This window comes from Caballeronia sp. GAWG1-5s-s, from assembly GCF_023631445.1.
GTDB lineage: Bacteria > Pseudomonadota > Gammaproteobacteria > Burkholderiales > Burkholderiaceae > Caballeronia.
In genome coordinates this window covers 37,054-63,628 of record NZ_JALQDC010000045.1, presented here as the reverse complement: position 1 = coordinate 63,628, position 26,575 = coordinate 37,054, and the positions used below count along the sequence as shown (strand labels likewise).

Annotated in this window: 21 protein-coding genes; 9 read left to right on the top strand and 12 right to left on the bottom strand. The window is 65.3% G+C overall.

What is annotated here, in order from left to right; all coding sequences use genetic code 11:
• The first annotated feature begins 119 nt into the window (after window positions 1-119).
• From argG to NCR34_RS26995, 3 genes are all read left to right on the top strand, one after another.
• The gene (gene argG, locus NCR34_RS27005; RefSeq protein WP_250501344.1) at window positions 120-1,454 is read left to right on the top strand and encodes an argininosuccinate synthase; all 1,335 of its coding nucleotides are present in this window, start codon (window positions 120-122) and stop codon (window positions 1,452-1,454) included.
• Between the two features lie 91 nt (window positions 1,455-1,545).
• Window positions 1,546-2,370 carry an NAD(P)-dependent oxidoreductase gene (locus NCR34_RS27000; protein ID WP_250501343.1) on the top strand — a complete coding sequence of 275 codons (825 nt, stop codon included), beginning with the start codon at window positions 1,546-1,548 and terminating at the stop codon, window positions 2,368-2,370.
• A 163-nt stretch (window positions 2,371-2,533) separates the two neighbouring features.
• A complete protein-coding gene (locus tag NCR34_RS26995; RefSeq protein ID WP_175943797.1) occupies window positions 2,534-3,979 on the top strand; it encodes an NAD-dependent succinate-semialdehyde dehydrogenase in 1,446 nt (481 codons plus the stop codon).
• A 71-nt stretch (window positions 3,980-4,050) separates the two neighbouring features.
• Here NCR34_RS26995 and NCR34_RS26990 read toward each other — a convergent pair whose 3' ends face one another.
• Both NCR34_RS26990 and NCR34_RS26985 read right to left on the bottom strand, forming a co-directional pair.
• The gene (locus NCR34_RS26990) at window positions 4,051-4,980 is read right to left on the bottom strand and encodes a phosphatidate cytidylyltransferase (RefSeq protein WP_250501342.1); all 930 of its coding nucleotides are present in this window, start codon (window positions 4,978-4,980) and stop codon (window positions 4,051-4,053) included.
• A gap of 3 nt (window positions 4,981-4,983) precedes the next feature.
• Window positions 4,984-5,613, bottom strand: a complete 630-nt coding sequence (locus NCR34_RS26985; RefSeq protein WP_250501341.1) for a lysophospholipid acyltransferase family protein — start codon at window positions 5,611-5,613, stop codon at window positions 4,984-4,986.
• A gap of 205 nt (window positions 5,614-5,818) precedes the next feature.
• Here NCR34_RS26985 and NCR34_RS26980 point away from each other — a divergent pair, with 205 nt between their 5' ends.
• A complete protein-coding gene (locus NCR34_RS26980) occupies window positions 5,819-6,448 on the top strand; it encodes a CDP-alcohol phosphatidyltransferase family protein (protein WP_250501340.1) in 630 nt (209 codons plus the stop codon).
• Here NCR34_RS26980 and NCR34_RS26975 read toward each other — a convergent pair.
• Both NCR34_RS26975 and NCR34_RS26970 read right to left on the bottom strand, forming a co-directional pair.
• Window positions 6,441-7,415, bottom strand: a complete 975-nt coding sequence (locus tag NCR34_RS26975) for a glycosyltransferase family 2 protein (RefSeq protein WP_250501339.1) — start codon at window positions 7,413-7,415, stop codon at window positions 6,441-6,443. The genes NCR34_RS26980 and NCR34_RS26975 overlap by 8 nt on opposite strands.
• Before the next feature lie 343 nt (window positions 7,416-7,758).
• Complete coding sequence (locus tag NCR34_RS26970; protein WP_175943806.1) at window positions 7,759-7,983, bottom strand: hypothetical protein; 225 nt, start codon at window positions 7,981-7,983, stop codon at window positions 7,759-7,761.
• Window positions 7,984-8,122: 139 nt separating this feature from the next.
• Here NCR34_RS26970 and NCR34_RS26965 point away from each other — a divergent pair, with 139 nt between their 5' ends.
• Window positions 8,123-9,262 (top strand): PDDEXK nuclease domain-containing protein, encoded by a 1,140-nt coding sequence (locus NCR34_RS26965; RefSeq protein ID WP_250501338.1) that lies wholly within the window; start codon window positions 8,123-8,125, stop codon window positions 9,260-9,262.
• Window positions 9,263-9,279: 17 nt separating this feature from the next.
• On the opposite strand, the gene NCR34_RS26960 is transcribed toward NCR34_RS26965, so the two are convergent.
• The 3 genes from NCR34_RS26960 to hisD all read right to left on the bottom strand — a co-directional run bounded on the left by NCR34_RS26960 (window position 9,280) and on the right by hisD (window position 12,769).
• Complete coding sequence (locus NCR34_RS26960; protein WP_250501337.1) at window positions 9,280-9,723, bottom strand: acyl-CoA thioesterase; 444 nt, start codon at window positions 9,721-9,723, stop codon at window positions 9,280-9,282.
• A 63-nt stretch (window positions 9,724-9,786) separates the two neighbouring features.
• Window positions 9,787-11,397: an arylsulfatase gene (locus NCR34_RS26955; RefSeq protein ID WP_250501336.1), complete on the bottom strand. Its 1,611-nt coding sequence runs from the start codon at window positions 11,395-11,397 to the stop codon at window positions 9,787-9,789.
• A gap of 64 nt (window positions 11,398-11,461) precedes the next feature.
• The gene (hisD, locus tag NCR34_RS26950) at window positions 11,462-12,769 is read right to left on the bottom strand and encodes a histidinol dehydrogenase (protein WP_250501335.1); all 1,308 of its coding nucleotides are present in this window, start codon (window positions 12,767-12,769) and stop codon (window positions 11,462-11,464) included.
• A 229-nt stretch (window positions 12,770-12,998) separates the two neighbouring features.
• Here hisD and NCR34_RS26945 point away from each other — a divergent pair, with 229 nt between their 5' ends.
• Complete coding sequence (locus tag NCR34_RS26945; RefSeq protein ID WP_248323669.1) at window positions 12,999-14,030, top strand: LacI family DNA-binding transcriptional regulator; 1,032 nt, start codon at window positions 12,999-13,001, stop codon at window positions 14,028-14,030.
• A gap of 15 nt (window positions 14,031-14,045) precedes the next feature.
• Here NCR34_RS26945 and NCR34_RS26940 read toward each other — a convergent pair whose 3' ends face one another.
• Entirely contained in the window at window positions 14,046-15,737 is a 1,692-nt protein-coding gene (locus NCR34_RS26940) for a response regulator (RefSeq protein WP_250501334.1), read from the bottom strand.
• A 4-nt stretch (window positions 15,738-15,741) separates the two neighbouring features.
• Window positions 15,742-17,259: an ATPase domain-containing protein gene (locus NCR34_RS26935; RefSeq protein WP_250501333.1), complete on the bottom strand. Its 1,518-nt coding sequence runs from the start codon at window positions 17,257-17,259 to the stop codon at window positions 15,742-15,744.
• A gap of 703 nt (window positions 17,260-17,962) precedes the next feature.
• Between NCR34_RS26935 and NCR34_RS26930 the strand changes: the two genes are divergently transcribed.
• Together NCR34_RS26930 and NCR34_RS26925 are read left to right on the top strand one after the other, a co-directional pair.
• The gene (locus NCR34_RS26930) at window positions 17,963-19,675 is read left to right on the top strand and encodes an IlvD/Edd family dehydratase (RefSeq protein ID WP_250501332.1); all 1,713 of its coding nucleotides are present in this window, start codon (window positions 17,963-17,965) and stop codon (window positions 19,673-19,675) included.
• Between the two features lie 321 nt (window positions 19,676-19,996).
• Complete coding sequence (locus NCR34_RS26925) at window positions 19,997-21,577, top strand: alanine/glycine:cation symporter family protein (RefSeq protein ID WP_250501331.1); 1,581 nt, start codon at window positions 19,997-19,999, stop codon at window positions 21,575-21,577.
• An 18-nt stretch (window positions 21,578-21,595) separates the two neighbouring features.
• Here the strand turns inward: NCR34_RS26925 and NCR34_RS26920 are convergent, their stop codons facing one another.
• The gene (locus tag NCR34_RS26920) at window positions 21,596-21,988 is read right to left on the bottom strand and encodes a nuclear transport factor 2 family protein (protein WP_250501330.1); all 393 of its coding nucleotides are present in this window, start codon (window positions 21,986-21,988) and stop codon (window positions 21,596-21,598) included.
• Complete coding sequence (locus NCR34_RS26915) at window positions 21,985-22,755, bottom strand: SDR family NAD(P)-dependent oxidoreductase (RefSeq protein WP_250501329.1); 771 nt, start codon at window positions 22,753-22,755, stop codon at window positions 21,985-21,987. The genes NCR34_RS26920 and NCR34_RS26915 overlap by 4 nt, the downstream gene beginning before the upstream one ends.
• A gap of 192 nt (window positions 22,756-22,947) precedes the next feature.
• On the opposite strand from NCR34_RS26915, the gene NCR34_RS26910 reads away from it, so the two are divergent.
• Window positions 22,948-24,852 carry a hybrid sensor histidine kinase/response regulator gene (locus NCR34_RS26910; protein WP_250501328.1) on the top strand — a complete coding sequence of 635 codons (1,905 nt, stop codon included), beginning with the start codon at window positions 22,948-22,950 and terminating at the stop codon, window positions 24,850-24,852.
• Between the two features lie 321 nt (window positions 24,853-25,173).
• Here the strand turns inward: NCR34_RS26910 and NCR34_RS26905 are convergent, their stop codons facing one another.
• Window positions 25,174-26,571, bottom strand: coding sequence for a sensor domain-containing diguanylate cyclase (locus NCR34_RS26905; RefSeq protein ID WP_250501327.1), 1,398 nt, complete (start codon window positions 26,569-26,571; stop codon window positions 25,174-25,176).
• Between the last annotated feature and the right edge of the window lie 4 nt (window positions 26,572-26,575).

Genomic DNA, 26,575 nt, shown 5'->3' with positions numbered 1-26,575 from the left:
GGCTCGCGGCGAACGACCGTCTACACACGCGGTTTTGGCGCAAACTTGTCATATCACCGGTCATGGTTGATACTGCCCAGTTGCACCTTTTCCCGTACGTCGACTTAACGGTTTCGCTAATGAGCACAATTCTTGAAAGCCTTCCGACTGGGCAAAAAGTCGGTATCGCGTTCTCAGGTGGCCTCGACACCAGCGCCGCGCTGCACTGGATGCGCCTGAAGGGCGCGGTGCCGTACGCCTACACGGGCAACCTCGGCCAGCCCGACGAAGACGACTACGACTCGATTCCCCGCCGCGCCACGCAATACGGCGCGGAAGGCGCGCGCCTGATCGACTGCCGCGCGCAACTGGTCGCGGAAGGCATCGCCGCGCTGCAATGCGGCGCGTTCCATATCTCGACGGCGGGCGTCACCTACTTCAACACGACGCCGCTCGGCCGCGCCGTGACCGGCACCATGCTCGTCGCCGCCATGAAGGAAGACGGCGTCAACATCTGGGGCGACGGCAGCACGTACAAGGGCAACGACATCGAGCGTTTCTACCGCTACGGCCTGCTGGTGAATCCGGACCTGAAGATCTACAAGCCGTGGCTCGACCAGACGTTCATCGACGAACTCGGCGGCCGCGCGGAGATGTCGGAGTTCATGCGCCAGTCGGGCTTCGAATACAAGATGTCGGCGGAAAAGGCGTATTCGACGGACTCGAACCTGCTCGGCGCGACGCACGAAGCCAAGGACCTCGAAAGCCTCGAATCGGGCATCAAGATCGTGAATCCGATCATGGGCGTCGCGTTCTGGCGCGACGACGTGAAGATCGACAAGGAAGAAGTGACGATCCGCTTCGAGGAGGGCCGCCCGGTCGCGCTGAACGGCAAGACGTTCACCGACGCGGTGGAGTTGCTGCTTGAAGCGAACCGCATCGGCGGGCGTCACGGCCTCGGCATGAGCGATCAGATCGAGAATCGCATCATCGAGGCAAAAAGCCGCGGCATCTATGAAGCGCCGGGGCTCGCGCTGCTTTACATCGCGTATGAACGGCTCGTGACGGGCATTCATAACGAAGACACCATCGAGCAATACCGCGAGAACGGCCGCCGCCTCGGGCGCTTGCTGTATCAGGGCCGCTGGTTCGATTCGCAGGCCATCATGCTGCGCGAAACCGCGCAACGCTGGGTCGCGCGCGCGATCACCGGCGAAGTGACGCTCGAACTGCGCCGCGGCAACGACTACTCGATTCTCAGCACCAAGTCGCCGAACTTGACGTATCAGCCGGAACGCCTGTCGATGGAGAAAGTGGCGTCGACGTTCTCGCCGCGCGACCGCATCGGCCAGTTGACGATGCGCAATCTCGACATCACCGATACGCGCGACAAGCTGCGCATCTACGCGCAAGTCGGGCTGCTCACGCCGGGCGAGGCGTCCGCGCTGCCGCAGATCAAGGGCGACGAGGCTTAAAGCCACGCGTCCGGTTGCCGGATGAGCGCTGCGAGCGCGCGCTCATCCGCGTATCCTGTGGGTCTCGTCACCGATCCGCAAGGAGCCGCACTTGACTCGTTTGACCATTGCGCTGCTCGGCGCGGGCAGCATGGGATCGGCGGTCGGCCGGGCGCTGTCTGCCTCCGGCGCGCGCGTGCTCACGACGCTCGAAGGTCGCAGCGCCGCGAGCGCCGCTCGTGCACAAGACGCAGGCATGGAGGACGCGAGCCTCGCCGAACTGGCCGCGTGCGATTTCATTCTTTCCATCGTGCCGCCGGCCGTCGCCGTGCAATCAGCCGAACGTCTCGCGCCCGCGCTCACGCAGGCGGACCGAAAAGCCGTCTTCGTCGACTGCAACGCCATCAGCCCGGACACCGCCGCGACCATCGCCCGAACGGTCGATGCCACCGGCGCGCCGTTCGTCGATGCCGCCATCATCGGGCCGCCGTCGGCGCCGAAGTTTTATCTCTCCGGACCGCACGCCGCGCGCTCAGCCGTGCTCGGCGACGCGGGCCTGAACGTGCGCGTGCTCGACGGCCCGGTCGGCGCGGCCTCCGCGCTCAAGATGTCGTACGCGGGCATCACGAAGGGGCTGACCGCGATCGGCTCGGCCATGGCGCTTGCCGCCATGCGCAACGGCGCGGGAGAGGCGCTTTTCGACGAGCTCCGCGAGAGCCAGCCCGAGCTTGCCGCGTGGCTTGAAGGTAACGTGCCGCGCATGCCGCCGAAGGCGTATCGCTGGGTCGCGGAGATGGAAGAGATCGCCGCGTTCATCGGCGATGCGTACCCGGAACATCGCATCTACGAAGGTGCGGCGGGCCTTTACGCGCGGCTCGCGAACGACAAGGCCGCGACCGACGCGCTCATCGACTTTTTCGGCAAGCGCGGGGAGTGAAGGGCGACCCATGCACGCCCGCGATTTAATCCGTATCCTTTTCCTTTTCGACGACGATGCAGCGCGGCGCATGCGCCGAAGCGCCGAAGCGGCAATCGTCGTGCAATAGACGCCGCGCCGGAAACGCACCGGCGCGGACCATCTTTCCAGCAAGAGGTGCTCAATGACTGCAGGTACGTATCAGAACACGCGTCTTTATATCAACGGCGAATGGTGCGACGCGCAGGGCGGCGCCACGCTCGACGTGGTGAACCCGGCCACCGGCGAGAAAATCGGCACCGTCGCGCGCGCCGGCATTCCGGATCTGGATCGCGCCGTGGCCGCCGCGCAAGCGGGCTTCGCGACGTGGCGCAAGATGAGCGCGCTCGAACGCGCCTCGCTGATGCGCAAGGCCGCCGCGCTCGTGCGCGAACGCGCCGACAGCATCGCGCGCCTGATGACGATGGAGCAGGGCAAGCCGCTCGCCGAAGCGCGCATCGAAGTGAATTCGGCGGCGGATATCATCGAATGGTTCGCGGACGAAGGGCGCCGCGTCTACGGCCGGATCGTGCCGCCGCGCAACGTCAACGCGCAGCAGACGGTCGTGAAGGAGCCGGTCGGCCCGGTCGCCGCGTTCACGCCGTGGAACTTCCCGGTCAATCAGGTGGTGCGCAAGCTCTCGGCCGCGCTCACGACGGGCTGCTCGTTCATCGTGAAGGCGCCGGAAGAGACGCCGGCATCGCCCGCCGAACTCATCCGCGCGTTCGCCGACGCGGGCGTGCCCAACGGCGTGCTCGGACTCGTGTTCGGCGATCCGCCCGAAATCTCGAAGTACCTGATCGCGCATCCGGTCATCCGCAAGGTGACGTTCACCGGCTCGACGGCCGTCGGCAAGCAACTCGCCGCGCTCGCCGGCCAGCACATGAAGCGCGCGACGATGGAACTCGGCGGCCACGCGCCCGTGATCGTCGCGGAAGACGCGGACGTCGAGCTTGCCGTGAAGGCGTCGGGCGCGGCGAAGTTCCGCAACGCGGGCCAGGTCTGCATCTCGCCGACGCGCTTTCTGGTTCACAACAGCCTGCGCGACGACTTCGCGAAGGCGCTCGTCAAGCACGCGGAAAGCCTCTCGGTCGGCGACGGCCTCGCCGAAGGCACGACGCTCGGACCGCTCGCCAACGCGCGGCGCATCACCGCGATGGCGAGCGTCGTCGAGAACGCGCGTCAGGCGGGCGCGAAGATCGCGACGGGCGGCGAGCGCATCGGCTCGGCGGGCAACTTCTTCGCGCCGACCGTGCTGACCGACGTGCCGCTCGAAGCCGACGTGTTCAACAACGAGCCGTTCGGCCCGGTCGCGGCCATTCGCGGCTTCGATTCGCTGGAGGACGCCATCGCCGAGGCCAACCGCCTGCCGTACGGCCTTGCCGGCTACGCGTTCACGCGCTCGTTCAAAAACGTGCATCTGCTCACGAACCAGCTCGAAGTGGGCATGTTGTGGATCAACCAGCCCGCGACGCCGTGGCCGGAAATGCCGTTCGGCGGCGTGAAGGATTCGGGCTACGGCTCGGAAGGCGGCCCCGAGGCGCTGGAGCCGTATCTCGTGTCGAAGTCGGTGACGGTGATGGCGGTCTGATCTCCGCACTTCGCCCGCAATGACGCTTGGCGGCCCCGCGAGGGGCCGCATTCTTTTGCGGCGCTCAAACGTCAAACGTAGAGATATCGGACGAGGTGAAAGAACACCGGCGCCGCGAAGCAGACGGAATCCACGCGATCCAGCATGCCGCCGTGTCCCGCGATCATCACGCCCCAGTCTTTCGCGCCGAGCGAGCGTTTGACCGCCGACAGCACGAGCCCGCCGACGAAGCCCGCGAGCACGATCGCGAGCGACATGAGAAACGCCGCGCCGAATCCGAACGGCGTCACCCGATACAGCGCCGCGCCGCACAGGGTCGCGAGCAATCCGCCGCCGACGAAACCTTCCACGGTCTTCGAAGGCGACAGCACCGGCGCGATCTTGCGCCGCCCGAAGAGCTTGCCGACGACGTACTGCAACACATCGCTGATCTGCACGACGAGCAGGAAGTAGAACAACAACAGCGCGTTCTGCCCGCGATAACCGGGAATATCGAGCGTCAGCAGCGCGGGCGCGTGGCTCAGACCATACACGCACACCATCAGCGCCCAGTTGATGCGCGCGTTGCGGCTCAGGAACTCGCGCGTGTCCTGCGTGAGCGCGGAGACGAGCGACATCGCGAAGAAAAGATGCACCGGCACGAAGATCGAATACATGCCGTACCAGTCGATGCCGAGCAGCACGTATTGCACCGGCACCGCGACGAAGAACGCGACGAAAAGCGTGGTGTGATCGCTCGCGGTGGTCGGCGTGAGCGTGATGAATTCGCGCAGCGCGAGATACGAAAGCAGCGCGAAGACGACGAACGTGGCCTTGTCGCCGAGACCGATGGCGACGACCATCACCGCGATCATGCCCCACCAGGCACGGATGCGCTGATTCAGGTTGACGATGGTCGCGCTCGTGCCCTTCGCGCGCGCGCCGAGGAGCGCGCCGATTAGCGTGGCGAAGGTCAGCGTGCCCACGACGCCCGCGACGAGATTCCAGAATGAAGTCGGCATAGCTTAATTTCGATGTGCTGATTGAGCGAGCGCGATCACGGCGTCGCGCATCCGGGCGAGAAACGGCGCTTTGTCTTCTCCGTCGCGTAGGGTTTCGCCCGCGCCGACGTGCACCTTGCAGATGAGCGGGATCGGCCAGATGGCGCCCTTCGGCATGATTCGCTGAAGGTTCTCCAGATACACGGGCGTCAGCGCCACTTGCCGAAACTCGCTCGCCAGATGAAAGAGCCCGCTCTTGAACGCTTGCGGCAGCGCGTCGGCGCCGCGCGTACCTTCGGGGAAGATGATGATCGAGTGGCCGTCGGCGAGCGCGTCGCGCACCGGATCGAGCGGATCGCCTTCCGTCTCACGGCGGCGGTCGATCAATACGGCGCTGAGCAGATTGCGCGCGATATGTCGCTTGATGCGCCCGGTGTCCCAGTAATCCCGCGCGGCGACGGGGCGCACGGCATCGCGCAATTCGCGTGGCAGCGCGGCGAGAATCGCGAGCGTGTCGATATGGCTCGTGTGATTCGAAAAATAGAGCTTCTGCGTGGCGGTCGGCGCGGCGCAATGCCATACCGGATACGCGCCCGCAACGAGCCGCACGAGCGCGAGCAGCAGGTCGCGCTGCCAGACGTGCATGAGTTTCATCGGGTAAGAGTGCGAATAGTGATTGTCAGGCTGCTATTCCTTTCACATCCGCCGTTCGCTTGCAATGCGCAGTGACGAGATTTGCCAGATATCGGTGATGCTGTGACAAACCTGCTCAAATGTTGAGCTTCGGCGTCCTTAGCGTTTGACGCGTGCGGAAAGGGCCGCGATAGTAGCGCCTTGTTTTCGACATCCCACCCGTCTCATGAGCCTCTACGCACTCAAGCCCCGCTTTCAGAATCTCTTGCGTCCGCTGACCGACTGGCTCTTTCGCCACGGCGTGACCGCGAATCAGGTGACGTTGACCGCGGCGGGCGGATCGATCGCAGTGGGCGCGATTGCGGCATTCGGCTCGCCGCGCCATTTCCTGTTCCTGCTGATTCCCCTTTGGCTTTTCATCCGCATGGCGCTCAATGCCATGGACGGCATGCTGGCGCGCGAGCACGGCCAGAAGAGCGCGCTCGGCGCGTACCTGAACGAACTGGGCGATGTGGTCTCCGACGTCGCGCTCACGCTGCCGTTTCTCGCGGAGCGTGCATTCTGCGCGGCCGATGTCTGGCTCTTCGCGCTCCTGGCGGTAATCGTGGAATGCGCGGGGCTCGCCGGGCCGCTCGCGGGCGCGAGCCGGCGTTATGACGGACCGTTCGGCAAGAGCGACCGCGCCTTCGTGCTCGGCGCGTTTGCGCTCTGGGTCGGCGCAGTCGGCGCAGTCGGCGCGGCCGGCGTGGGACTGTGGCGCGCGTTGATCGGCTTGTCGCTCGTGACGGCGATCCGGCGCGTGCGCGCGGGCGTCGCGGAGGCGAATCGCGCGCGCATCGGGAGCGATGTCAGTTGAAGCGGCGCACGAAGCGAAAAAAGATACGCGGATGGATCTTCAGAAGACACATCGCGACGGATAACTTAGGCCGCTTGTCCGCGTAGATCTTGCCGACATGCGTGAAGCGCAGCTTGCTCGCCACGCTGTCGAGTATCGGCGCGGCCGTCGCGTAATCGGGCGCGAGGCGCGCGGCTTCGAACGCGATGTTCCGGTACGCATACACGTACTTGAGCCGGAAAAAAAGCTTGCTGCCATTGTCGATGGGCAGCCCGCGCGTGTCGCGCTCCACGCGGTCCATGATTTCGAACAGGTCCACGATACGCGGATTGAAGCGCACCGAAAGCCCGTTGCCGCGCTTGACGTAGAAGTACAGTTCGTCGGGAATCAGCCGCACCACGCGCGCGCGCGAAAGCGCCTGCACGCAAACGAGAATGTCTTCGTAGATGAGCCCGGCCGGATGCTCGACCGAGGCGAACAGTTCGCGCTTGAAGAGCTTGTTCCAGCAGTACGCCTGCAGGCTCAGGTCCATGATGCGGCCCACGGCCTGAAGTCCGGTGATGGTCTCGTTGCCGGTCTTGACGCGATAGACCTCGCGTCCCTGCGGGTCGATGCACTTCGCCGCGAAGATCACTACGTCCGCGCCGTGCTGGTCGGCTTCGCGGCACACCACTTCCACCACGTTCGGCGCGACGAAATCGTCGCTGTCCACGCACAGCACATACTCGCCGCTCGCGTGACTCACCGCGATGCGCCGCGTCTCGGCAATGCCGACGTTCTTCTCGTTGCGCACGAGCTTCCACGGAATGACGTCCTGCGCTTCGAGCAGCGCACGCGCGACTTCGCCGGAGCGGTCGGGACTGCAATCGTCGACGGCGATGATCTCGAAGTCGGTGCGCGTCTGCGCGAGAATCGAGCGGACGCACTCGGCGATGCATCCTTCCACGTCGTACATCGGCAGAAGGATGCTGACTTTCGGTGTAGGCATGCAGGCTCTCACGGGTGGCCGGGGGAAGGGCGGTATGCAGCACCGTTGGAAGGGGCCTCGCGATGAAACGGCGGTGGACCGCCGTCGAGACTAACGTGACGAATCGCGCCGGATTGTGCGGCACCGCACATAGAAGGCGATGCGCGGCTGCGCGCATCGCTTGCTGCCGGTATGCGAGTTTCGGGACCTTACACGCCCTTTACTGCCGCCTTCCGCAACGCCGCTTCTTGCGGCTGCGGCGTGAGCGCGCTGGCTTTCGCTGCGTGAACCGGGCGACCTCGACGCGTCGATCCCGACGAGCCCGCGACGACGCCGCACAAACCGAGACCGTGAGCCGCGCGCTTCAGCTAATGAACACGAGCTGGTCTTCGTGCGCCGCCGAGTGCCGGTACCAGCACACGCGCCCCGCGCGCACGTCGAGCAACACCTGATCGAGGCCGGCTATTTCGATGCCGTCCGTCCTGCATCCGTCGATAGCCGGTGCCGCGCGATTCATCCGCGCGAGTTCCCGCTTGAGTTCCATCAGACGCTTGATGGCGCCTTGCCTTGAGGTGAAATATCGAGTCATTGACCGCCGAACGCTGATCCGCCTGGAGGGCCACAGCGTAGGGCGATTCATCGGACAATAATGTGCGCTCGGCGACACACGCGCGTATGCGACACTTCGCTCGAAGGCGCCGTGTGCGCAGGGGAAAGGAAAAACGACGATGAACGACGTGATGCTGCCCGAGGACGACTACGACGCGACGCTCGGCGACGTGCTGAGGTTGCTCGAACAGGGCCGTCAGGCGGCGGCGCGCAGCATCAATGCGCTGATGACGGCGACGTACTGGCGCATCGGGCACCGGATCGTCGAATTCGAGCAGGGTGGCGCGGGCCGCGCGGCGTACGGACAGGCGCTGTTGCAGCGGCTCTCGGCCGATCTGACGAAGCGCTTCGGCCGCGGCTTCGGCGTCGACAATCTGGAGCTGATGCGCCTCTTTTACCAGTCGTACGCGAGCGCCGGGATTTCCGAATCGCCGATTCGGAATTCGGCGGCGTCCGCGTCCGCGGGAAAATCCGAACCGGCGATTCGGATTTCGACGCTCGCGCAACTGGCCGAGCGGTTCCCGCTCTCATGGACGCATTACGTCCACCTGATGCGGCGCACCCGTTCCGACGACGAACGGCGTTTCTACGAAGCCGAAGCGCTGCGCGGCGGCTGGAGCGTGCGGCAACTCGACAGGCAGATCGGCAGTCAGTTCTATTCGCGCACGCTGATGTCGCGCGACAAGCGGGCGATGCTGGACAAAGGCGCCATCGCCGAGACGCGCGACATCGTGACGCCCGAGGAAGCCATCAAGGACCCGTACGTGCTCGAATTTCTCGATCTGAAGGACGAGTACTCGGAGAGCCAGCTCGAGGACGCCCTGATTCATCGGCTCGAGGACTTTCTGCTGGAACTGGGCGGCGACTTCACGTTCGTCGGGCGGCAGCGGCGCCTGCGCATCGGCGATAGCTGGTATCGCGTGGATCTGCTGTTCTTTCACCGGCGGCTGCGGTGTCTCGTCATCATCGATCTGAAGCTGACCGAGCTCAATCACGCCGATGTCGGGCAGATGCACATGTACTGCAATTACGCGAAAGAGCACTGGATGCTGCCGGGCGAGAACCCGCCGGTCGGCCTGATCCTGTGCGCGCGGACCAATGCGGCGGTCGCGAAATACGCGCTCGACGGCCTGCCCAACAAGGTGCTCGCCGCCGAATACCACATGATGCTGCCGGACGAGGCGGTGCTCGCCGAAGAACTGGCGCGCGTGCGCAGAGAGCTGGAAGCGGCGCGGCTCGCGGAAGGCGGCGAAGCGTAGCCGCTTCGCGCCGCGTCTTACGCCGCTACCGGTTCCAGCGCGCTCAACGCCGAGCGCCATGCCTGCGAAAGCGGCTTGGGCCGCCGCGTCTCGCGATCCACATAGACGTGCACGAAATGCCCTTGCGCCGCCGGTGAATCGCTGCCCTCGCGAAAGAGCCCGATCTCGTAGCGCACGCTCGACGTGCCGACCTTCGACACGCGCAAGCCCGCCTCGACGCGATCCGGAAACGCGATGGATTCGAAGTAGTTGCACTGCGTCTCCACCACGAGGCCGATTACATCGCTCGCGCCGAAATCCAGCACGCCCTGACGCAGCAGGTACTCGTTGACCACCGTGTCGAAGTAGCTGTAATACACGACGTTATTGACGTGGCCATATACGTCGTTGTCCATCCAGCGGGTCGGAATCGTCAGGAAGTGACGATACGCATCGCGCCCGCGCAGTGCGGGTTTGCTCATGGAATCATCCTGTGGGGTGAGAGGATGGCCCGCGATACCTCGCGCGGGCCAGCGCCGATGCCGTTACCGGAATTCTTCGGGAATGGCGAGATACCGCCCTTCGCCGAACGGGATATACGGCACGTTCGGATGCGTCTTCAGCTCGGAGAAGAAGCGCGTCATGACCGGCACGAAGAACAGCCCGATCCAGCCGTTGTCCTGCCCGCTGTAGCGGCCCGGCGACGTCTGATTGCCGCCCGTGGGCATCGCGCCATTGAAGGCGATGTCGAACTGCTCGCGCGGGTCCCACTGAAGATCGTAGATGGCGGGCGCCTTCATCGGGCGTTGCGGGCCGAGCCACGTGTCCTGCGCGGTGTACAGCGCCTTGAAGTTTTTCACGCGCACGCCCCCGAACGTCTGCCCCGAGAAGTAGACGAAGCTCGTCCGCTTGCCCGGTCCGTTGCCGAGCAGCGAATCGCTCAAATCCATGCCGTCGAAGATGATCGGCTTGCCTTCGTTGTCCTTCGATTCGTACGCCGGCGGCTGTTCGCCCGCCAGCGCGGCGAACGTCGGCCACCAGTCCATGTGCGAGAACATGTCGGTGTTCACCGAGCCCGGCTTGATATGCCCCGGCCACCACGCGATGGCCGGCACGCGAAAACCGCCCTCGAACGGCGTGCCCTTCTCGCCGCGAAACGGCGTATAGCCGGCGTCGGGCCACGCTTCGACCCACGCGCCGTTGTCGGTGGTCCAGACGACGAGCGTGTTCTCGGCGATGCCGGCGTCGCGAATGGCCTGCAAGATCTGACCGCTGTTGTCGTCCAGCTCCATCAGCGAATCGAGATAGTTGCCGCCGCCCGGCGACTTGCCCTTCCAGCGCGGCGACGGGTTGTTCGGGTTATGCACCTTCAGAAAGTTCAGGTACATGAAGAACGGGTGATCGTCCTTCGCGTGCGCCTTGATCCAGTTCACGGCGGTGGCGCGCATGTCGTCGTCGGCCGTCGCGAGGTCGTCGTAGCTGAACTTTGGCTTGACCACGCGGACCGGCTGACCGGCCTTCTGCTCCAGCATCGACACATTCACGCGATCCCACGCCTTCTGGAAGTCGGCGTCGTGCGCGGGCCAGTTTGGATGCAACTCGCGATTCTCGTACGCATACACGCCGGCGTAATACGCGAGCTCGTTGTACATCTCGTCGAAGCCGTTCGCGGTCGGATAGTTCTGCGGCTTGTCGCCGAGATGCCACTTGCCGAGTTGTACGGTCGTGTAGCCCGCCTTCTTCAGAAATTGCGCGATGGTCGGCGTCTGCTTCGTCAGGCCGTTCGGGTCGCCCGGCACGAGCACCGACGACAGCGACGTGCGAATCGGCAAGCGCCCGGTGATGAACGACGCGCGTCCTGCCGTGCAGCTCGCCTGCCCGTAGTAGTTGAGGAACCGCTCTCCTTCGGCGGCCATGCGGTCGAGATTGGGCGTGGGCGCGCCGCGCATGGCGCCGCCGTCGTAGCTGCCGAGATCGCCCCAGCCCACGTCGTCGGTCATCACGACGACGATGTTCGGACGCGCGCCCGTCGTACCCGTCGCCGCCCACGCCTGCCCGCCCGCCGAGAACGCCACGCAGGCGGCGAGCAGCACGCGGGCGGCGAGCAGCACGCGGGCGGCCGAGCCGAGCCGCGCGATCGATCGATAGATTTTCATTTTTTGTCTCCTCCTCGCAGATCGGCACGCATGAATCTGCGTGCGCAGTGTGCTTTCCTCTAGATCAGACGGCGATGCCCGCGTACGGCACGTCCTTGTGTCCGTAACGGCGCACGCGGAGATTGGCCTGTTCGCCGTGTCCGGCGAAGCCTTCCAGCGCGCACAGACGCGAACAGTATTCGCCGATCATCGCCGAGGCCTCGTCGGTGAGCACGCGCTGATACGTGCACGTCTTCAGGAACTTGCCGACCCACAGGCCGCCGGTATAGCGCGCGGCCTTGCGCGTGGGCAGCGTGTGATTCGTGCCGATCACCTTGTCGCCGAACGAGACGTTCGTCCGCGGGCCGAGGAACAGCGCGCCGTAGTTCGTCATGTTGGCGAGGAAATAGTCCGGGTCGCGCGTCATGACCTGAACGTGCTCGAACGCGATTTCGTCGGCAATGCGTACCATCTCTTCTTCGCTTTCGGCGACGATCACTTCGCCGTACTTCTCCCACGACTTGCGGGCGATGTCAGCGGTCGGAAGAATCGTGAGCAGCCGTTCGACCTCCGCCATGGTCTCGCGCGCGAGCTTCTCCGAGTTCGTGAGCAGAATGGCAGGCGAATCCGGGCCGTGCTCAGCTTGTCCGAGCAGATCGGTGGCGCACATTTCGCCGTCCACGGTTTCATCGGCGATCACGAGCGTTTCGGTCGGTCCCGCGAACAGGTCGATACCCACGCGGCCGTACAGTTGCCGCTTGGCTTCGGCCACGAACGCATTGCCCGGGCCGACCAGCATGTCGACGGGCGCGATGCTTTGCGTGCCGAGCGCCATTGCGCCGATCGCCTGAATGCCGCCGAGGCAGTAGATCTCGTCCGCGCCCGCCATGTGCTGCGCCGCGACGATGGCCGGCGCCGGCTTGCCATGAAACGGCGGCGCGCAGGTCACGACGCGCGGCACGCCCGCCACCTTCGCGGTGATGACGGACATATGCGCCGAAGCAAGCAGCGGATACTTGCCGCCCGGCACGTAACAGCCCGCCGCGTTCACCGGCAGATTCTTGTGCCCGAGCACGACGCCGGGCAGCGTTTCGACTTCGATATCGCGGATCGCTTCGCGCTGATGGCGCGCGAAGTTCTGCACCTGTTTCTGCGCGAACTCGATGTCGGCAATATCGCGGGCCGACAGCTGCGCGAGACATTGATCGATCTCGCTTTGCGACAGACGATAGTCCTCGCGATCCAGCTTGTCGAAGCGCACGGAAAGCTCGCGCACCGCCGCGTCGCCGCGCGCTTCGATATCGGCGAGCGTCGTTTCGACCGTCTCGCGCACTTCCCGCGCCGCTGCTTTCAGGACTTCCGCTTCCGCGCCACGTTTGAGCCAGATTGCCATCTTCGTTCCTCACGTAATCAGGGGTAGTCGAGTTGCGCTGTCGGTATCCGGCGTGCGGAACCTTCGACCGCTCCCAGCAGGCCGCGCGCATTGAACGAAGCGAATGTAGCGCAAATGGCCGTGCAAAAAAGTCTGCAAACGCTCCACACTTTCCCTGACAGTGCTCGCCTAAGTCCCCGAAACGGTCGGTTTCTGCGACACTTCGTCACAAATAAGCAACCGCCCAGTTATGCAAAAGAATGCAAACCGACTTCCCGCGAAGGTACGCCTGGAAGACGTCGCTCTCAAGCTCGGTGTGTCGGTATCGACAGTTTCGCGGTCGCTGGCGGGTCATCCGGCGATCAGCGCCGAGACGCGGCAGGCCGTGCAAGCGGCGGCCGCGGAACTGGGATACCGCATCCCCGCGCAGGGGCGGCGGCCCAAGAAATCGGCGACGCGGCTGATCGGCGTGGTCGTCGGCGCGCTGCACAACCGCTTCATGACGATGCTGCTGACCCATCTGCACGATGCGCTGCAGGAGCTCGGCTATCAGCTGACGCTGATGATCGATTCGATGAACGATTACGAGAATCTGCTGGCGTTCCGGCCGCTGATCGACGGCTATCTGGACGGCCTGATCTTCGCCACCGCGACGCTCGATTCGCCGGTCGTGGCCGAGATGCAGCGGCGCGGCATTCCGCTGGTGCTGGTCGTGAGGTCGGTGGACGACGTGCAGGTCGATACGGTGGAAGTCGATAACGTCCACGCCGGCGCGCTCGCCGCCGAGCATCTGTATCAGCTCGGGCACCGGAGAATCGGCCTCGTCATGGGCCCGGAGAACACGTCGACCGGCCGCGACCGCGCGAAGGGCGCGCTCGGCTGGCTGAACGACGCGGGCCTGGCCGCCGAGGCCGTCCCCGTTGTCTGGTGCGACTACACGACCGAGGCGGGCTACTCCTGCGCGATCGCGATGCTGAGCGAGCCGCAACCGGTCACCGCCATCGTCGCCGGCAACGACACGATCGCGCTCGGCGTGCTGGAGGCCGCGAGGCGGCGCGGCATCCGCGTGCCGGAGCAGCTTTCCATCATCGGCTTCGACGACATGCCGCTCGCGGGTTCGCCGCTCGTCGGACTGACGTCGATCCGGCAGCCGGTCGAAGCGCTGGCGCGGACCGCCGCGCGGCGGCTCGTGGAACGAATTCGCGCCGGCGGCATGGGCGCGCCGACGCATGACGTGCTGCCGATCCAGCTCGTGCGACGCGATACGACTGGGCCGATTTGAAAATGCCCGCGCTGCTCACGCCTTCTCGGCGCTTTTCAGCGCGAGACGCACGGCGCGCGCAAGGTCTTCGAGCTGGAACGGCTTGCGAAGCGCGGTGAAGCGCCGGTCGGTGATGGTCGTGACATCGACGTCCGCGTAGCCGGTCGCGAGGATGACCGGCAGGTCGGGGCGCGATTCGCGGGCGGTCGCGAGCACCTGTATGCCGTTCATGCCCGGCATCGCGTAATCGACCATCATCACGTCCGGCTTGTCGGCATCGAGACGCGCGAGGCCGCTTGGCCCGTCCGGCGCCTGCGTGACCTGATAGCCGAGCGCTTCGAGACAATCGACGATCATCGTGCGCACGTCCTCGTCGTCCTCGATAACGAGAATGCGGCCCGGCGTCGCCGTATCGTCGCGTGGGTCCGCGCCTGACGCGCCTTCCGACGGATCCTGCGCGCCGAACGGCAGCCAGACCTGCACGGTGGTGCCCTTGCCCACCTCGCTTTCGATGCGCGCGACGCCGCCCGCTTGCCGCGCAATGCCGTACACCTGACTCAGACCCAGGCCGGTTCCCTTGCCGACCGGCTTGGTCGTGAAGAAGGGATCGAACACGCGCGAGAGCACGCCCGGCTCGATGCCCGAGCCCGAATCGGTCACGCTGATGACGATGTAGCGGCCAGGCGCGAGCGTTTCGTCGACGCTCGGCCGTTCTTCGGCGTGAATGGCCAGGCGGCCGCCGTTCGGCATCGCGTCGCGAGCGTTGATCGCGAGATTGAGTATCGCCAGTTCCAGCTGGTTCGCGTCGGCTTGCGTCCAGAGATCGTCGGACGCAGTCGTGATCGACAGCGCGATGGTCGAGCCGAGCGAGATGGAAATGATGTCGCGGATGCCGTGCAACAGCGCGGCCACGTTCACCGCTTTCAGATCCAGATTGCTCGTGCGCGAAAACGTCAGCAACTGCGCGGTCAGCTTCGCGCCCCGCTCGGTCGCGCGCTTGGTGGTCGCGGCCATCTTGAGCACGCGCTCGTCCTTGCTGATGCGCGCGAGCAGTTCCGCGTTGGCCATGATCACGCTCAGCAGGTTGTTGAAGTCGTGCGCGATGCCGCCGGTCAACTGCCCGAGCGCTTCCATCTTCTGCGACTGCACGAGCACGGCCTGCACCTTGGCGCGCTCGTGAATCTCCCGCATCAGGCGGTTGTTGGCCGACGCGAGTTCGTGCGTGCGTTCCGCGATGCGGCTTTCGAGCGATTCGTTGAGCCGTTGGAGCGCTTCCTGCGCCTTGACCCGGTCGATGAGATGCTGCTCCGACTCGGCGAGGTGCCTGCGCGCATCGTATTGCCGGGCACGCGCCCGCAACGACGACGCCACGGCGCGGCGCAAGGTCTCGGAGTTGAGCGGCCGTTCCAGCACCAGCACGTTGCCGAGCCGCTCCAGCATCTCGATGCTCTTGGCGGAGCGCCTGCCCGCCAGCCGCCCGGACAGCAGCACGATCGGGAAATCCGACCATGCGGGCTGCTGTTCGATCCATGCCGCAAGCGCCATCGCGCTGTCGTCCAGCAGCGATTCTTCGGTGATGATGGCGACGGCCGCGCCGCGGTCCAGTTCGGTCACGAGCACGCGCGAGTCGGCGCAGACGAAGCACTCGCGGCCCTCCGTCTTGAGAACATCGACGATGACCTCGGCGTCGCGGCCGAAAGGCGCAACGATCAGTACGCGATGTTCCATCGCGTTATTCCCGTGGCGAGGCCGGCTCGCCCTCCGGTGACGCGAGCATGGCGGTATCGCCCCGGTAAGTCGGCAGGCCGCTCAGCACGCCTTCGAAATCGCGCAGCGCCTCGCCGACGTTCAAGCCCTTGCTGCCGAGCCGGAACTGCCGGATCGAGCGTTCGTGGCCGTTGGTGCGGCTCTTGACGGCGGTCACGGCGGTGAGCACTTCGCCCTGGCGTTCGAAATAGCGAAAGAGCAGCACGACGTCGCTGAGATAGCTGATGTCGATATCGCTCTGTATTTCGCCGATGATCCCGTGTTGGCCCAGCACGAGCATGGTGATGACGCCGCGCTGGTTCAGATACGTGAGCAGTTCGTGCATCTGAAGCAGCAGATAACGCTCGCCGGGCATGGCCTGCAGATACGCGTTCAGGCTGTCGATGGCGACGAAGCGCGCGCCGTCCTGCTCCACGCTCTTGCGCACGTCGCTCGTGAATTCGCCGGGCGAGATCTCAGCGGGATCGATCTGGCGCAGCGTCAAGAGGCCGCTGTCGAGATGCGGTCTGAGGTCGATGCCGAGGCTGGTCGAGCGGCGCACGAGCGTCATCAGCGTCTCGTCGAAGAGATAGTAGACGCACGGCTGACCGCGGTTGAGCGCGGCGAGCAGGCACGAGGCGACCGTCGTCGTTTTGCCGACGCCCGACGGACCGACGATCAACGTGTTGGTGCCCGGCACGAGGCCGCCGCCCATGAGCGCATCGAGTTCGCGGGTTCCCGTGCTGAGCGAATCCGAAGGAAACTCCGCGTGATGCTCGGCCGCGACGAGCCGCGGATACACCTCGATGCCGCCCGTCTTCAGCGTCATGTCGTGAAAGCCTTCGCGGAACCGGATGCCGCGCATTTTCGCAATGCGTATGCGCCGGCGCTCGCCGCCGTAGTCGTGCACGAGGTTGTCTAGGCTGATGACGCCGTGCGCGATGCTGTGCAACTGCAAGTCGCCGGTTTCGGACGTGTTGTCGTCGAGCAGCATGACGGTGCAGGCGCGCGTGGCGAAATAGCGCTTGAGCGCCAGAATCTGGCGTCGATAGCGCAGCGAATTCTGCGACAACATGCGCAGTTCGGAGAGGCTGTCGAAGACGAGCCGGGCGGGCTTCAGTTCATCGACTTTGGCGATCACGTCGCGCACGGTCTCGCCGAGTTCGACTTCGGCGGGATGCAGCACGGTCTGCTCGTACGCGGGATCGAGCCCTTCGTCGGACAATAGTTCGATGATGGTGAAGCGGCCTGTGTCCCAGCCGTGGCTTTCGGCGACGGCGACGAGTTCGTCCCGCGTTTCGGACAGCGTGATGTACAGCCCCGGCTCGCCGACCTCGGCGCCTTTGAGTAAAAACTGCAAGGCGAGGGTGGTTTTACCTGCGCCGGGCGCGCCTTCGACCAGATACATGCGGTGCGGCGTGAGCCCGCCGCCCAGGATATCGTCGATTCCTTCGATCCCGGATTGAATGCGCCCCCGTTGTGGCGCGGAGATGTTGTCTGGCATGTGATTGCTTCTGATGATCGACGAGATGGGCGATGTCCGCTACGGGGACTGCAAGAAGCAGGCCGGGCTCGTCGTCGTAGCGCGGCAGGCGGATGGCGGAGGCGGCGGCGCGGTTCGCGCGGGCGTGGCTGCGGCAGGCGGCCGCCTCAGAGCATTCGTTCGATGGTCGGCGAAGGCTACCACATCGATGAGAGGGGCGCGGCTGGTTTCGTTGGGTGGAGGAGAGCGCATCGATCGACGACGGTTCTTGATGGCGCGGTGTTCGAGTTGATGAGCGTCGCCGCTTTGCGTTCGCTGACGCTCTTCTTGAAGCTTTGGATGAACGCCAAATTCATGGGGCCGCGGCAGCCATGACATGAGCGCTATTCCCGACGGTTTTATCGAGCCAAGGGGCTCGGAGGACGTGGTGATAGTGGGCGTGGAAGGTGCTCCAGGGCTGTTTATAAGTTGAGTGCCACGGACTGACTGCGGAGTGGCCCCTCCACGAGTGCTGCGGGCCAAAAAAAGCTGCTTTCTTTGGTTACTTTCTTTGCATGGGACCAGAGTACGGCGCTAAAGCGCCTACTCTGGTCGACAGCCAAGAAAGTGACCCCCGCCCCGGGGAGGGGCAACGCCAATAGACCGACACCAGAGCAAGTTCCATAGAATCACAATGCAACCGCCCCCAAGAGCAGACAGAAAAAACCAGGAGACACTCAAACAAATGCCAGAACCAAAGACTGAAGGCCTGTCCAAAGGCCTGACCAACTACGGTGACCGCGGCTTCGCCCTCTACCTGCGCCGCTCGTTCGCCCGCTCGATGGGCTACACCTCCGACATGCTGACCAAGCCGATCGTCGGCATCGCATCGAGCGGCTCGGGCTTCAACAATTGCCATCGCGGCATGCCGGAGCTCGTCGAAGCAGTCAAGCGCGGCGTGCTCGCAGCGGGCGGCTTGCCCATCGACTTTCCGACCATCTCGCTCGGTGAAGTGTTCCTCAATCCGACCTCGATGATGTTCCGCAACCTCATGAGTATGGACGTCGAGGAAATGCTGCGCGCGCAGCCGATGGACTCCGTGGTACTGATCGGTGGCTGCGACAAGACCGTGCCCGCGCAACTGATGGGCGCCGCCGCCGCCGATATCCCCGCCGTGCAACTCGTCGTCGGACCGATGATGACGGGCCGTCATCAAGGCGAGCGCCTCGGCGCGTGCACCGACTGCCGCCGCTTTTGGGGCAAGTTCCGCGCGGGCGAAATCGGCGAGCAGAAGATCGACCAGATCGAAGGGCGGCTCGCGACCACCGCCGGCACCTGCGCGGTGATGGGCACGGCGAGCACCATGGCGTGCATCGCTGAGACGCTCGGCATGTCGCTGCCGGGCACCGCCGCGATTCCCGCAGTCCATGCCGACCGCATTCGCGCCGCCGAAGCGAGCGGCGCGCGCGCCGTGCAGCTCATTCACGCGCCGCTGCGCCCGAGCCAGATCATCACGGAGAAGTCCGTCGAGAACGCGCTGCGCGTGCTGCTGGCCATCGGCGGGTCGACCAACGCGATCATCCACTTGACCGCCGTCGCGGGGCGGCTCGGCATTCCGGTGTCGCTCGAACGGCTGAACGTGCTCTCCGACGACACGCCGGTGCTCGTCAACCTGAAGCCGACCGGCGAGCACTACATGGAAGACTTCTTCGCCGCGGGCGGCATGACGGCGGTGCTGCGCGAACTCGCGCCGAAGCTGCATCTCGACGCGATGACCGTCACCGGCGAAACGCTCGGCGAACGCATCGCGGCGGAGCGCGAGGCGTGGGTCGATCATTGCATCGTGCGCGAGCTGTCGGACCCGGTCGAATCGCAAGGCGGGCTCGTCGCGTTGTTCGGCTCGCTTGCGCCGCGCGGCGCGATTCTCAAGCGCTCCGCCGCCGACAAGTCGCTCTTCGAGAAAGAGGGCCGCGCCGTGGTCTTCGAATCGCTCGAAGACCTGGCCGCGCGCATAGACGATCCCGCGCTCGATGTCGAGGCCGACGACATTCTCGTGCTGCAAAACGCCGGTCCCGCGAGCGGCACGGGCATGCCCGAAGCGGGCTATCTGCCGATTCCGAAGAAGCTCGCGCAGAAGGGCGTGAAGGACATGCTGCGCATCTCGGATGCGCGCATGAGCGGCACGGCGTATGGAACCATCGTGCTGCACGTCACGCCGGAAGCCGCGCTCGCGGGGCCCATCGGGCTCGTGCGCAACGGCGACCGCATTCGGCTTTCCGTGCGCGATCGGCGTATCGAACTGCTCGTCGATGAAGCCGAACTCGCGCGCCGCGCAGCCGATGTCAAGCCGCCGAAGCGCGTGCTGCGCGGCTATCAGAAGCTGTATCAGGAGCATGTGCTGCAGGCCGATGCGGGCTGTGACTTCGATTTCCTGCAGGCGGTATCGAAGGATTTCTGAATGGTTCTCGCGCCGGCCGAAAAGGCGGCGACTTTCACCGCAAGGTGGGCTGGCGCGAGGCGCGCACTCGGACGCGTACCACCGACTGAACACGCGCTAGAACCCGAAGCCGCCATCGCCGCGCCGCGCAGGGGCGGCGCGCAGTCCTCTCCGCGATGGGCGCAAAGCGCCGCCAGCCGGCACCGTATAATGGCCGCCCGCCACGGCGGGCGCGGGTGCGCGCGCGCCTGCGACAGCGCCTGATCCCAGCGAATCCGGTTCAATCAATCGAACTTCCGCCTTAAACAGCTCGAAGCATCAGAAAACAGAAGGAAAGCCCGCGTGGAAGACCTTTTCCAATCCGTAAACGCGTTCTTTGCGTTCATCGCGCCCATTTCCGATTTTCTTTGGGATTTTCCGACCAACTTCGCGGCCTATTCGCGCATTCCCGTGCTCGGCCGGTTTCCGTTCGCGATTCTGCTGCTGGTCGGCGTAGGCATCCACTTCAGCATCCGCACGCGCTTCGTCCAGACGATGAACATGCGCAAGATCGTGCGCATCATGCAGCGCAGGCAGTCGTCCAGAACGGGCGTGAGCGCGATGGCTTCATTCATGCTCGGACTGGCGATGCGCGCCGGGCCGGGCAATATCGTCGGCATTACGGGCGCCATTTCGGTCGGCGGTCCCGGCGCGTTGTTCTGGATGTGGGTCGCCGCCTTCTTCGGCATGGCGACGGCCTTCATGGAATCCGTGCTCGCGCAGCTGTTCAAGGAGAAGAACGGCGACGAGTTCGTCGGCGGCTTGCCCTTCTACGGACGGCGCGTGCTCGGCGGACGGCGCATCGTGGGCACGTTCCTGTCGCTCGTCTTCATCGTCTATGCCTTATTCAACGTGCCGCCGCAAACGTTCAACGTGTTCACCGCGATGGGCACCATTGCCGATACCGTCGCAGGCGAACACCTCGCGCGGCAATCCACGGCGTACTACGGCATCGCGGCGACGCTCGTCTTCGCGTGCGCGTTCATCATCATGGGCGGTATCAGGCGCGTCACGGCTTACACGGACGTGCTGGTGCCGATCAAGGCCGCGCTCTTCTGCGCGATGTCGCTCGTCATCATCCTGATCAACCTGCCGCTCGTGCCTTACTTCTTTCGCGAGGTCATCGTCGGCGCGTTCGCGCCACACGCGCTCTTCGGCGGCGCGATCGGCACGGCGCTCGCGCAGGGCGTGAAGCGCGGCCTCATGTCGAACGAGGCCGGGCAGGGCACCATCACGATGGCGGCGGCCATCGCCGACAACGCGCATCCGTGCGAACAAGGCTTCGTGCAGAGCCTCGGCGTGTTCTTCGACACGATGGTGATCTGCACGATGACCGGCTTCATCGTCGTGATGGCGCACGTGTGGACCGGAACCGTCGACGGGCAGGCATGGGAAGCCGTGCGCGCCTCGAAGATCACGGTCTATCTCGCTTCGGTGCAGGCCCTCGTGCCGCTCTGGGCCGCGCATGCGATCAAGATCATCATGTGCGTGTGCTACGGGCTTTTCGCTTTCACGACGCTGCTCGGCATGATCTCGTTCGCCGAAATCTCGGCGAACTTCATCTCGCGCCGCCGCGCGTTCATCGCCGGTATTCGCGTGGTCGGCTCGCTGGTGTTCGTGCCGTTCGGCGCGTTGACCGTGCTGGCCGGGCTCGAACTGCCGAACCTCTGGGCGCTCTCGGACCTGATGAACATCGTGATGGTGCTGCTCAACGTGCCGATCGTTCTGCTCGGGCAAGCGCTCGTCTATAAGGCGCTCGCGCACTATCGCGCGACGGGCGGCGGCGCGTTCGTATCGGAAGAAATCGGAGTTAAAACGGCGTGCTGGTCCGGCGATGCGCGTCGCGCCGCGCCCGTTCACGAACGGGAGACCGTCGACGCGTAAAGCCGCGCGGGGCATCGCTCAGGCCGGATTTTGCCGCAGCAGTTCGGCCACCATCGCGCTGTCGAGATACGCGCGCACCTCGACGATCGAGCCTTCCTCGAAACGGCACACCCAGCAGTAGCGATTGTCGAAGTGCATGCCGTTCGCCGCGCGCACGTCCGAATGCAACTCGACCGCCGCCGTGTCGCCATCGACGAGCGCGTGCGTGACGGTCAGCTTCGCGCCGTCGGGCAGCGCCTTCGCGAGGCGCGCGAACGTATTTTCAAGGAACGCCTCCTTGCCGCGATAGCGCCCGGCGAGCGGATGCGTGCCCATCACGGTCCAGTCGACGTCATTGGCGACGTGCGCGAAGAAGGCGTCGGTGTCGTCCCTGAGCTTTCCGAAAAGCGCGAGCACGTCCTCCTTCTTCATGCGCCGCCCCACTGCATCGACAAGCCGCCGTCGATGGTCCACGTCTGTCCGGTCACGTAATCGCCGTCGTCGGAGGCGAGAAAGAGCGCGAGACGCGCGATCTCCTCCGGTTGCCCCGGACGATGCCACGGAATCACTGACATCGACTTCTCGCGAGCGTCGGGGTCGTCGAGGCGCTCTTGCGTCATCGGCGTCTGGATGAGCCCGGGCGCGATGTTGTTCACGTTGATCTTGTCGTTGGCGACTTCGCGCGACAGGCTGCGCGTGAGCGAGCCGAGCGCGGCCTTGGCCATGCCGTACGGCGCGCTTTCCGGCGTCGGCAAATGCTGCGCGACCGACGAAATCGTGACGATGCGCCCGCCGCCGCCGGCCTCGCGCCGCAGCTTCACGAACTCGCGGCAACAGTAGAGCGGCCCGAAGAGATCGGTCCGGATGACGGTTTCCAGTTGGGCGTCGTCGAGCTCGGCCACTTCCGCGCCGCCGGCGCCCACGCCTGCATCGTTCACCAGAATGTCGAGGCGTCCCAACTGCGCCGTGACTTCACCGAAGATGCGCTTGACCGACGCGGGGTCGCCCACGTCGCCTTGCAGCACGACCGCGCGCCGGCCGAAGGAGGCGATCTTGGCTGCCGTCTGCTCGGCGCCCGCGCGGTCGGTGTGATAGATCACCGCGACGTCCGCGCCTTGCTCCGCGAACAGCGTCGCGATGGCCTGACCGATGCCGGAGTCGCTTCCGGTGACCAGCGCCGTTTTTCCTTGCAATTTCATGTGCACTCCTCGTGAGCGGATGAGTCGGATGAGTCGGTGAACGGACGTCAGCAAACCGCGTACGCGCGAGTTGGGCACGAATGTCGACGCATGCGTGACCGCCGCGCGAGGCGGAAAGATTCGCATTCGCAAACCATAGGAGGAATGCATAATGCAGGCGAAAGGCGTAATCAATCAGACGAGTTTCCGACCATGATTGTTCGAATCGCTCAATACCCGCCGGGCAAGCGCCTGGTGTTCGGAGTCGCGTCCACCGCCGCCGTTCTTGTGGCGCAGCAGGTCCTGACCGTGGTGGCCCACGGGCGGCTGACGTTTCTTCTCGTCAGCGCATCGCTTCCCTTGATTACGGTGCTGTTCGGCGGCTGGTCGGGCGTGCTCCTTCTGGCAGTGGGTTTCGTGTACGGCGCATTGTGGATGCCGCCTGTCGGCAGTCTGACCGTCGAGGGGCACGGCGACCGGGTCGTATTGCTGGCGTTTGTCGTAGTCGGCGCGCTTCTCGTGGCGGCGGGCCAGCAGCTAGCCAAGGTTGCAAGACGGGCCGGCAGGGCCGAAGCCGCTTCGCAGGAGACGGCCGAGCGCCTGTTGCAACTCGAGCGCGAGGCGCGGCACCGGTTCGACGTGGCGCTGAACAGCGCGGGCGTGCCGTTCTTCATCCTCACGCCGGTGGTGCGCAACGGCCGCGTGACCGAGCTTCGGTGGGACTATCTCAACGATGCCGCGGCGCACTTGTTCAATCGGGCGACGGCGGTGGTCATCGGCAGCTCGACCACGTATGTGCGCCCGCACGGCTGGGACGCCGACGTGCTCCTGGAGCGGCTCGCGCCGCTGGCGGAAGGCGAGGGCCGCGATGCGTTCGACATAAGCGTTCAGGGAGAGCACGGCGAGCAGTGGTTCCATGTCGTCGCTGCGTCGCTGAACGGTTCGGTGGTCGCCTGGTTCGGCGACGTGACGCCGCGCGTGCGCGCCGAGCAGGCGCTTTCCGAAGCGGACCGGCGCAAGGACGAATTTCTCGCGACCCTTGCGCACGAGTTGCGCAACCCGCTCGCCCCGATCCGGCAGGTCGCGGAGATCCTGGAACAGCCTCACCTGACCGACGAGCGCCGCAAGTGGTGCATCACGGTGCTGCGCCGACAGTCGGCCGCGATGGCGCTCTTGCTAGACGACCTGCTCGACGTGTCACGCATAACGCGGGGCGCGCTGACGCTTCGCAAGGAAGCCGTGGCGTTGCGCGATGTCGTCGAGGACGCGGTGGAGACCGCGCGGCCGATGCTGGAGGGCAAAGGTCACGACCTCATCGTGAAGCTGCCCACGCGGCCGTTGCACATCGAGGCGGACCGCCTGCGGATCGCGCAGGTATTGGCGAATCTGTTGACGAACGCCGCGAAATACACGCCGTCCGGCGGTCGCATCGAACTGACGGCGAAGGCAGACGACGCCGAGATCGTGGTGTCGGTCGCGGATAACGGCATCGGTATCGATCCCGACAAGCTGTCGGCCATCTTCTCGATGTTCTCGCAAGTACATCGCGATCATCATCGACAAGGCGGGCTCGGCATCGGACTCGCGCTGTCGAAGTCGCTGATCGAGCTGCATGGCGGCCGGCTGACCGCATCGAGCGCCGGAAAGGACCAGGGAAGCTGCTTCTCCGTGCACCTTCCGGCGCAATGCCGCGTGGTGCCGCCGCCCGCTCCGGCGCGCGACACGCCCGCCGTTCCGGTCGAGATGGAGAAGCATCGCATTCTCGTCGTGGATGACAACGTCGATGCGGCCGACGCGCTCACCGCGCTCCTCGAACTCGAAGGACACGAAGTGCGCACGGTCTACTCGGGCGAGGAGGCGGTCGACATTCTGAGCCACTACACGCCCGAAGTGATCTTGCTCGACCTCGGCTTGCCGGGCATGAGCGGGATCGAGGTCGCGCACCGCATCAGGTCGAGACCGTCGACGGCGAATGTCACGCTCATCGCCATCACCGGCTGGGGGCAGCCTCAGGACCGCGCGCGCACCGCAGACGCCGGATTCGACTATCACTTCACGAAGCCGGTGGACGTGGCGCAACTCAATCTCGCAATCGAGAGTGCTGTCACTGCGGGTTAGTAGAACGTGTCTTCGCGCCGGAGAGGGACTGCGAGTGTTGAAGGGCGCGGGAGCATCGACGAAGATGCCGCGCCGAGATTCGGCAGCAGGCTGGTTAGGAAGCGCATTCGTCGGTGCTCGCCGAGCGCATGGAAATGCCCGAGGAGAAGCTCCGCCGGATGCTCGCGATCGCCAAGCAGCCGGTGTCGCGCTTCGTCTTGGACCGCGCCGGAAGATCTCGCAGCGCGCGAGCGCCTAGCGGACGGCTGATACCCGGCGTGTCGTTCGATGACTCGACGGACGACGACGCTTCCTCAGAAATCGACAGAACGCGCTTCCCGCTCAGGACGCCGAAGTCTGTCGAACAAGACCGCCACTCGGCTTGTCGAGGCGCGCGCTGGCGACGCGATTCCTGCCCCCTGCCTTGGCCGAGTACAGTGCTGCGTCAGCGGATTCGAGCAGCGCCTTCGCCGTCTGCCGCGAGGCGGCGTCCCGGCAAGCATGGCCGACGGAGATGGTGACGACAGCGCCGGACCTCGGCGCGGGCAACGCCGCCTTCTCGACGGCTGCGCGCAGCTTCTCGGCCACCGCGAGGCCCGCTAGCGCGTCACACGCCGGAAGCACGACGACGAATTCTTCGCCGCCGTACCGCGCGACGAAGTCGCCCTTTCGCGTCAGCGTCCCGGTCAGCGCCTGCGCGACCTTTCTCAAGCAATCGTCGCCGGCCAGGTGGCCGAAGGTGTCGTTGTACGCCTTGAAGTTGTCCACGTCGATCAGCAGCACGCAAAGCGAATAGCCGGAGGAGGCGGCGAGCGTGTGCTCGTGGCCGTATCGCTCGTCGAAATAGGCGCGGTTGAAGACGCCCGTCAGTCCATCGCGCGCCGAACTCTCGAGCAGCTTCACATGCGCGTCGGTGAGCTTGCGATACAGCCCGCTCGTCTCGTAGATCAGCATGCCGAGAACCGCGCTCGACGACAGCATCGAGGCGACCCGCGCGGCATACCAGCCGACGCTGTAGCGGGCGCCCGCGGACAGCGTGAGCGTCACGTCGATCAGCGCCGCCAGCAACGCGACGGCGAGCCACAGGTCCATTAGCGAGCGCAGCCGCGTGGTCGAGATGTGCAGGCCGAGCGCCGCGAGACAGGTGGCCTCGACGATCAACGCGGCCGGACTGCTCGACAGGCCCGAATACGAGCCGCCCGACGCCACCATGACCGGAAGAATGTCTTTGCCCATGATCGCCAACGCCGAGCAACCGGAGGCGAGCGAGAGCGCGCCGAAGAGCGCCGCGTGTCCAGGCGCGTGATTGCGCACGCTCGGAGCCCAGGATCGCGCAACCAGCGACACGGTGACGAGCGCAGGGAATCCGCCATGCCAGAACACCCATATCCAGACGGCGGTTTGCGGGCCGGCGCCGAGCAGGCCGCCCGGTGAAAACACGCCGGGAAAAACCAGCAACTGGATGGCCGCAATCAGGCTCACGAACGCGTACGCGCCGCTGAGCGTCGCGAAGAGAAGACGCCCGGAAATGCGGTACTGAGTCCACAACAGAAACGCAGTGAGACCTTCCGTGAGAGTGACCCACGTAGCGAAGATCGGCAGGAAAGGGACGATGACCGGGCCGGGCTGCTTCGCGTGCGGCCACACGATGAAAGCGCCGATCAACGCGATGGCGGCGGTGACAGCCGCTGCGACGCGGTCCTTCGACGTCGATGGCAGGTGAATAAGCGATTTTTGCACTGCG